Source organism: Glutamicibacter sp. BW78, assembly GCF_002332245.1.
Classification (GTDB): Bacteria; Actinomycetota; Actinomycetes; order Actinomycetales; family Micrococcaceae; genus Arthrobacter_H; species Arthrobacter_H rhombi_A.
The window spans coordinates 1-8,452 of sequence record NZ_NRGU01000033.1; the positions used below are offsets into that span (position 1 = coordinate 1).

Consider the following 8,452-nt stretch of genomic DNA (forward strand, 5'->3'; position numbering starts at 1 on the left):
CTGCGGATCCGGCCTGAGTCCCGCGGTTCGGTAATCCCGAGCTTCCCCGCCCACAGTCCGGCTTCCTCGAGGGGCCGGGCTGTGGTGTTGCCGCTAGTGCTTGGAGGTCCCGAGAGTTCAAACAATGGCGACCATCATGGGTGCGGGGCGCGCACCTGTTGCATAGAATCATGGTCACCGGGGTCGAATCGGGGGAGTGGTTGTGGCGTTGTGCGATCAGTGCGCGCGTAGCCGCGCCATTAGAAAGGTCTTGTCGCAACAACACGCGGATGGACTTGACTTACCGCGCGAAAACTGATTTCCGTCTTTAATAACGGGAACGGTGTGGCGGCACCGGAACCGCACCATGCGCGGGGTGCCGCCACAGGATGTTGCCGCGCCGTCTTGCTTCCGGCGTTCAAATGCCAGCGTTCCGCAACTTCTTGCGTTGGCCCCTGGGGAGTTAATGACCCGCGGTAGATCCGCCCGCGACGGCAACTTCCCAAAGGGGCAGAGTCTCGCCATCCGGCCTTGCAGCCCTGCCGGATAGGTACTTGTAGCACGCATCACCGTCGACAGGGCCCGGTACTCCGCGGGCCGAGACTGCGGGTGGCGCTGGAAACGTCGTCGGGGGAGACGAGCCCGCGCTGGTCGACTTTGGAAAATCTGCTCGTCTTCAGAAACTCCTTGCCAGGGAAAGCACCACGGTTGAAGGTGGTCGAGACTTGAGTGGTATGCCAGCCTTCGCGCGCGAGTTCCCGCGCCCATGCGGTTGTGGCCGGCAAATTTCGGGGACGGCATCTTCTTTCGGTCGGTTCCCGGGATTTCGGCCGAAGGCGTCGCCGCTCGGACTGAGGATGCGAGCGTCGCTGGGGTTTTTACGTCGAAGTGTCTTTTGTGGACCAGCAAAGTGCATCTCTTCGCGGCGTTATAGCGCGCTTTCGGTTCGGCGATGATGTGCCTCTTGCGACGCTGGGTAGGTAGCTCTTGATGGGGCCTGGGGAGTCCCCTCAGGTGGGCCGGAGGCGCGTCCGAGCGTGCCGTAAGCATGTGAGGGCTATTTTGGAGAACCATTGACTTGTTGCTACAGGGGAGACTAGGTTGTTTCCTACCCAACAAGTGATCGAGATCACGGCCACGTATCAATTGGACATAGGTGTCTTCCTGGAGGCGGGATGCACCTTGCGGTCTCGGCGTCACCCCACGAAGTAGGAGACACAATGAAGCGCATCGGTGTAGATGTAGGCGGCACGTTCACGGACCTCTACTATTCGGACGACGACTCAGGGAAGGTCGTTATCGAAAAGGTTCCCTCCACCCCCCATGACCCGTCCGAGGCGGTGCTGGACGGGTTGCGGCGCCTGTGCGCTAAGGCCGACATCACCTTGGGCGAGGTGGACATGCTCGTGCACGGAACCACGGTCGCCACGAACATTGCGCTGACCCATACCGGTGCCGAAGTCGGGCTGATCACCACCGAAGGTTTCCGCGACATCCTTCACATCGCCCGGCATAAAAAACCCTTCAACTTCTCTTTGCAGCAGGAACTGCCCTGGCAGGAACATCCGTTGGTGAAACGCCGACACCGAGTGACCGTCAAGGAACGGATTACCGTTCCCAACGGGGATGTCCTGGTTCCTCTCGACGAGGATGAAGTGCGCCTTCGGGTGCGAGAACTGCGCGAGGCAGGGGTCGAATCCATCGCCGTATGCTTGCTTCACTCCTATCTTAATCCGGCACACGAGCAGCGCATCGGGGAGATTGTTGCCGACGAATTCCCGGAAGCGTTCCTTTCGATCTCCAGCGAGGTCATCCCGCTCTATCGTGAATTCGAGCGTTTCTCCACGACTGCTCTGAACGCGTATGTCGGGCCCAAGGTCTCCCGGTACCTCGACCGGCTCTCGGCAGAGGTTAAAGCCATGGGATACACCCGCGAAATGCTCCTAATGAAGTCCTCGGGCGGAATGATCCCGATCGACTTGGCTGCCCGGCGTCCGGTGAACATGCTTATGTCCGGTCCTGTCGCCGGCCTCATTGGGGGGATCTGGGCCGGACAGACCGCCGGGTTCGACAACGTCGTGACCCTGGACATCGGTGGAACTTCCGCGGATATCGGCGTCTCCCTCGACGGGGAACTGCGGATGCGCCACCTGCTTGATACCAAGGTCGGCGACTACCAAGCCATGGTTCCCATGGTAGACATCGACACGATCGGGGCCGGTGGCGGTTCCATTGCCTTCGTTGACGACGGTGGAGTTTTCCGCGTGGGGCCGCAGTCAGCCGGCGCGCACCCGGGCCCGGCGTGTTACGGACGCGGTGGGACGCTGCCAACGGCAACGGATGCCCAAGTCGTGCTGGGCCGGTTGCGTGGAAACCGCAGCCTGGCTGGCGCGGGGATGTCCCTGAACCCGGATCTGGCCCGCACGGCGATGCAAACCGTGGCCGATGAACTGGGCATGAGTGTGGAAGAAGCCGCGCTAGGTGCCCTGCAAATCCAGAAATTTGGGATGTCCCAGGCCATCGAACTGAACTCCGTGCGCCGCGGCTATGACCCACGTGACTTCACTCTGGTTGCCGGGGGTGGTGCCGGCGCCCTGTTCGCCTGCGAGATCGCTGCGGAACTGGAGATCCCCAATGTCATGATCCCGGCACACCCGGGCATCATCGCGGCCACCGGTTTGTTGGCCACCGACCAGAAGTACGAGTACGTCGGCACCGCACGGTACACGCTGCCGAACGTGGATCAACAGGCCCTGAACTCCCAGTTCGGCGAATTGGAAGACAAGGCAGTCGCTCAGTTGGATTCGGATCTTGTCCCGGAAGAAAAGCGGGAGTTCACCCGGCTGGTTGACTGCCGGTATGAGGGCCAGGGATACGAAGTCCGTTTCGAGGCCCCCGGAGGTCAGGTCACCGACCAGTGGCTCGAGGACATGGCCGAAAGGTTCCACGAGGCACATGAGGCCGAATACGGTCACCGGTTCAAGACCGGCGGTGTGGAGATCGTGAACATTCGCGTGATGGGCACCAGTGTCACCGAGGAGCTGCCGCCTGCGCCGCAGGAGGGGACCACCTACGAGCTCTCCGAGGCCGTGTTGGAGACTTCCGACGTCGTCTTCGACGTCGACGGCAAGCCCGAGACCTTCTCCACCCCGTACTACGACCGGGAGAAGCTCGGCGCCGGACAGCGGATCGAAGGCCCCTGTGTCATCGAGCAGTACGATGCCACGATCGTCGTTCCCCCATATTTCACGGCGACGCTTGATGATAGTGGAAACATCGTGATCGCCTGCCCGGTAAAGGAGGAAGGGGCCGATAGCGAGCTGGCCACACCGATTCTGATGAGGGTCATCGGAGGGGCATTCTCCTCGATGGCCAAGGAAATGGCTTCGGTGCTGTTCCGGATGTCCTATTCCTCGATCATCCGTGAGTCCGAGGATCTGGGTGCAGGGGTTTTCGATTCCGAAGGCAACGTGCTGGCCGAGTCGGATTCCACCCCGATGTTCATGGGGGCGATGCCCAAAATCGTCCAGGGCGTGATCAGCGTGCTTGGCGATGACATTCACGAGGGTGACATCATCTTGCACAACGACCCCTATCTGGGGGCCACCCACTCACCAGATGTCGCGATCATCATCCCGATCTTCCACGAGGGAGAACGGGTTGGCTTCGCCGGGGCCTCCGGCCAACTACTGGACATCGGCGGAGCCTTCCCCGGTCTGGCCGTGGACCTGGTGGACAACCAAGCCGAGGGACAGATCTTCCGTGCACTGAAGATCGTGGAAAAGGGAGTCCGGCAGGACGCGCTGCTGAACCAGATCCTATCCAATACGCGCACACCGACCCATAATGCCGGGGACATCGAGGCGATGATCGCCGCCTGCGAGCTGGCCAAGCGCCGGTTCCTGTCGGTGACCGAACGCTACGGCATCGAAGCGGTGGAACAAGCGGGCCAGGAATGGATCAACTATTCCGAGACCATGCTGCGCAAGGAGATCGCCAAGGTTCCAGACGGTGTCTACGAGACCGAGACAGGCTACTTGGACGATGATGGTAAGAACTACGGGGAGAAACTGCCGATCAAGGTCAAGGTCATCATCGAAGGCGACGAGATCACCTATGACCTGACCGGCTCCAGCCCCCAGGTCCCCACCGCATACAACTGCCCTTTCGAGGGCACAACGGTCTCGGCATTCACCTTCATCACCCGGATGATGTTCCTGGATGAAGTCGCACACGAGGTCTTCGTTCCGCAGAACCAGGGCATGCTCAAACCCGTGAAGGTCATCGCCCCGGAAGGGACGATCTTCAACCCGACCTACCCTGCGGCCTGCATGGCCAGGTTCGGGCAGGTGCAGCGGGTCGTGGACTTGGCGATGCGTGCCCTGTCCCCGGTGCTGCCGCGGCAGATCACCGCTGGGAACTCCGCACATATCCACTTCCTTTCCTACTCCGGATGGAACGAGGACGCCGGCGAATACTGGGTGTATCTGGAAGTCAACGAGGGCTCCTACGGGGGCCGGCCGGATAGCGACGGGCCGGACTCGGTGGACAATCTCATCGCCAACACCCGCAACAACCCGATCGAGGAACTTGAATGGCGTTTCCCGATGCGCACCGACCGCTACGAACTACGCGAGGAACCCGCGGCGGCGGGCCAGCAGCGCGGAGGGATCGGCATCGTGCGGGTCAACACCTTCCTGGTCGACACCGTCGTGACGTGCGAAGCAGACCGCCACGAATCCGACGTCCCCTGGGGGATCTTCGGCGGACAGGATGGACTGAATGCATCGGTATCCAAACTCGATGACGGCAAGGCAGTAGAGAGCTGGCCTTCCAAGGTCACCGCCCGGTCGCTGAAGGCGGGGGAGTCTTTGGAGATTACTGTCCCCTCCGGTGGAGGCTACGGCGACCCGTATCTGCGCGATCCCGAAAAGGTCTTCTCCGATGTTTTGGACGAATTCACCAACGTTGATCGGGCCCGTGAGGACTATGGGGTCGTCATCGACCCGAACACCTGGGAACTGGACATGGAAGCCACCGTTCGGCTGCGTGCCGAACGCCCCAGTAACGAGATGGAGGGAACGGCCGCCCCCCGCGAAACAGTCGCAGCGGCTTCCGAGTGATCGCCTAGGATATCCCGGCCGGTGGAAGAGCGAACGCTCTTCCACCGGCCGGTTCACCCGCATCCATCGGGCCCCCAGAGGAATCACGCGTGGGGCCGCCCGGAAACCGGGAACCCTCCCCGCACGCCGCATCTCGATTCTTCATGTCCTAGCGGCCACCTTTGTGGCGGCCTTCGGCGGCAGCACAGGTCTCCTGACGAAACATCCTCCCGGCCACGGGCCGGCAGGCTTCCCTCGTGAATAAGGAACACTGACCATGGATACATCACCAAAGACGCTGCTTGTACCGGCCACTGTCACCCCCAAGGACGTCCGCTTCGCTACGTGGGTCTGCTTTTTTGCCTGGACCTTCGCCGTGTATGACTTCGTCCTGTTCGGCAACCTGCTGCCCAAGCTCGCCGAGGACCTGGGCTGGGCCACCGCCCAATCAACTGCCATCAACACCTGGGTCACAGCCGGAACCGCCTTGGTGGCGGTGGCACTGGGACCGGTCGTGGATCGGGTCGGCCGCCGCAAGGGAATCCTCATTGCGGTCATCGGCGCCGCCATCGCCTCGGTCCTCACCGTCGTTGCCGGTTGGGTCATCGGCCTGGTTGCCGGCTTCGGCATAGTGCTGCTGATCGTGGTGCGCTCGATCGCCGGTCTGGGGTACGCAGAACAGGCCATCAATGCCGCTTACCTGAACGAAATGTTCGCCCACGTCTACACGGATCCGGCCAAGGCCCGGCGACGGGGCTTCATCTACTCCCTCGTCCAGTCCGGATGGCCCGTGGGGTCGGTCCTGGCAGCTGCTTCCATCTTCCTGCTGTACCCGATCGGTGGCTGGGCGTTGTGCTTCATCGTTGCAGCGATTCCCGCGATCCCCATTGTCTGGGCCGGGCTGAAGCTGAAGGAAAGTCCGCAATTTACTGCCCGGCGCGACGCGGAGAAACTACTCGCCGAAGGCAAGACCGAAGAAGCCCACCAATTGGCCGGCACGGTCGGGGTGGATCTGAGCGAGCAGGGCATGCCTTTGGCCGCGGCCTTCAAGGGGGAGTCGCTGCGCTCCACCATGGTGATCGGTCTCTCATTCATGTTGTGCTGGGTCGGGGTGCTGGTCTTCGTGCTTCTGGGTACCTCGCTGCTGACTGCCGCGGACGGGAAGAACATCACCTTCGACAGCGCCCTGGGAATACTGGTCGTTTCCAACGCCACGGCCTTTGCCGGGTACCTCTACCATGGGTGGCTCGGGGACCGGATCGGGCGGCGCAACGCGATATCCCTGGGTTGGATTTTGTGTGGGCTGTCCTTCAGCGGCATGCTCCTGGCCCCCACAGGCGGTTTCGGTCTGGTCCTGACCCTCTATAGTGCAGGGTTGTTCTTTTTGATCGGCCCGTTTTCGGCCTTGCTGTTCTTCACCGGTGAGAGTTTCCCGGTCCACACCCGGGCGACCGGAGCCTCCATCATCAACGCAGCCGGTCAGGTGGGTGCCATCATTGGCGGCGCCCTGGTCACCATGGCATTGACCAGCGGCCAAACGTGGAACCAAGCGGCCTTCTACTGGGGCTGCCTGCCGATATTCGCCGCCGGACTGCTGATCCTGGCGTCACGAAACGTGGATCCCCGACAGGTCCTTTCACGCTGAAAAACACCGCCTTGGACTCAAGGCGGTCAAACCGGGCGGCCCCGAGAATCCGGGGTCGCCCGGTTTGCCGGGCGCTGACTCCGGCGTAGGCGTCCTGCCGGGAAGAAGAAGACCTGAATCCGCAAGCGGGGTTAGGCGGTGCCCGCGGTTCGTGCCGGCGCGGGTGCCCCGAGACGGCCGGAGACTTGTTCGGCGGCTTCCTGGACTGCAGCGGCTAGTGTCTCGGCGCAGCTTTGCTTATAGACGCGCGAGCGAGGTGCACTGACGGTGATGCAGCCGACGGCGATGCCCCGATAGTCTCGGACCGGCGCGGAAATCCCGTACTCCTCGTCGGTGGTGAATCCATCGTTGACCGCATGGCCGGCTTCACGGACGTGCTCGAGATGCCCGGCCACCGGGAGCGGGGCGCCGCTACCGGCATCGATGGTGATGGTTCCCTCTTCCAATAGCTGATCCACCTCGGTTGTGGGCAACTCAGCCAAAAAGACCCGGACCGACGAGCTTTCGTAGCGTGGGTAATGCGTTCCGATGGCTGCACTGTGTTTGACCTGGTGCGGGCTGGCGACCTGCTCCACGACGATCGCTTCCGCTCCGTTCCATACGGAAATGGCAGCGGTTTCCTTCGTGGCAGCGGTGATGTCCTCCAAGAAGGGCAGAGCAGCGCGCCGAACATCCAAATCGGCCAAAAGTGGTCCGGAAAGCATGATCACTCCCAGACCCAGCCGGAATCGGCCGGTGTCCTCGTCGCGCTGGATGTAACCGGCCTCAACCAAGCCGTTGAGGATCCGAGAGACGGTGCTCTTATGCAGATCAACACGATGTGCGATCTCCGTCACGCCCAGGACCGGTTTCTCGATGGAGAAGGCCTCCAGGACGGCCAGACCATTGAGCAGCGAGGCGGCGACCCCCTGGGTGTTATGTGAGGCCTGTTGTGCATTGCCCATGTCAAGCACCTTCTTCCGCGGATCCGTTCCGCCTCGTTACCAGTCATATCAAATCACGTCCCGAGGACGATGCGTTTCGGCTTCAGGGCTCGGAACCGACACGGATCGTCTTAAGAGGGTCACTCCAGACGCCTCGTGGGTTGCTTCAGTAGCAACTATATTGCTTGAGAAAACAATATACCGAGGATGGCCCGCAACAGCTCGGATTCATCGTCCGGATGATGACCGGAAAGGCCCCCCGTAATGGGCCGGTGCATCGATGGAGGACTGCAGGAATTGCCGAAGGAGACGTTCGCCGAATAAAACGGGGCGGGGATCATGCACGTCGATATGGCAAACGTCTGACCCGGCCTGGGCACCAGCTCTTGCGCCATTAGATGGAAACCGTCTTCCCGGCTTTCCAACGTCTCAACGACGTGGCTCGCGCCAAGGGATCGTGGCTCAGGCCATCTTCCCGACAACCGCATGCGATGTGCTGGGTGCACGTCCTTTGTGTTGTTTGAGGGATATAGAGGTTGCGGATCATGCGCGACAAGGCAGGGCAGCTGTCCCGAATCGGCCCCGATAACCCGCGTGTCGGGTCAAGTAAAAGTCGCGGGAGTCGAGCGCCAACCGAAGGCCGCCTCAGGCCGACGCCGGTTCCCTGCCGAGGAGCTGGTCGATGGAGGGGCAGCTTCCGTGCATCTCTGGTGTTGAGCCGAGGGGTAGGTTATAGTATTTCTAGCAGCAACTTAGTTGCTCAAATAGCAACGAGATAATTCGGAGAGTGGAGAGAGCAATGA

3 protein-coding genes are annotated in these 8,452 nt (G+C 61.7%); 2 read left to right on the forward strand and 1 reads right to left on the reverse strand.

Features of this window, described 5'->3' with window-relative positions; translation table 11 throughout:
- The first annotated feature begins 1,199 nt into the window (after positions 1–1,199).
- Positions 1,200–5,102 carry a hydantoinase B/oxoprolinase family protein gene (locus CIK75_RS10175; RefSeq protein ID WP_086996232.1) on the forward strand — a complete coding sequence of 1,301 codons (3,903 nt, stop codon included), beginning with the start codon at positions 1,200–1,202 and terminating at the stop codon, positions 5,100–5,102.
- A 256-nt stretch (positions 5,103–5,358) separates the two neighbouring features.
- Complete coding sequence (locus CIK75_RS10180; RefSeq protein WP_086996234.1) at positions 5,359–6,726, forward strand: MFS transporter; 1,368 nt, start codon at positions 5,359–5,361, stop codon at positions 6,724–6,726.
- Between the two features lie 131 nt (positions 6,727–6,857).
- Here the strand turns inward: CIK75_RS10180 and CIK75_RS10185 are convergent, their stop codons facing one another.
- On the reverse strand, positions 6,858–7,670 hold the full coding sequence (locus CIK75_RS10185) for an IclR family transcriptional regulator (protein ID WP_086996237.1): 813 nt from the start codon (positions 7,668–7,670) through the stop codon (positions 6,858–6,860).
- Between the last annotated feature and the right edge of the window lie 782 nt (positions 7,671–8,452).

Excerpts from the sequence above, each read along its gene's own strand:
- CIK75_RS10175 (WP_086996232.1), top strand. The coding sequence starts at position 1,200 with ATGAAGCGCATCGGTGTAGATGTAGGCGGCACGTTCACGGACCTCTAC.
- CIK75_RS10180 (WP_086996234.1), top strand. The coding sequence starts at position 5,359 with ATGGATACATCACCAAAGACGCTGCTTGTACCGGCCACTGTCACCCCC.
- CIK75_RS10185 (WP_086996237.1), bottom strand. The coding sequence starts at position 7,670 with ATGGGCAATGCACAACAGGCCTCACATAACACCCAGGGGGTCGCCGCC.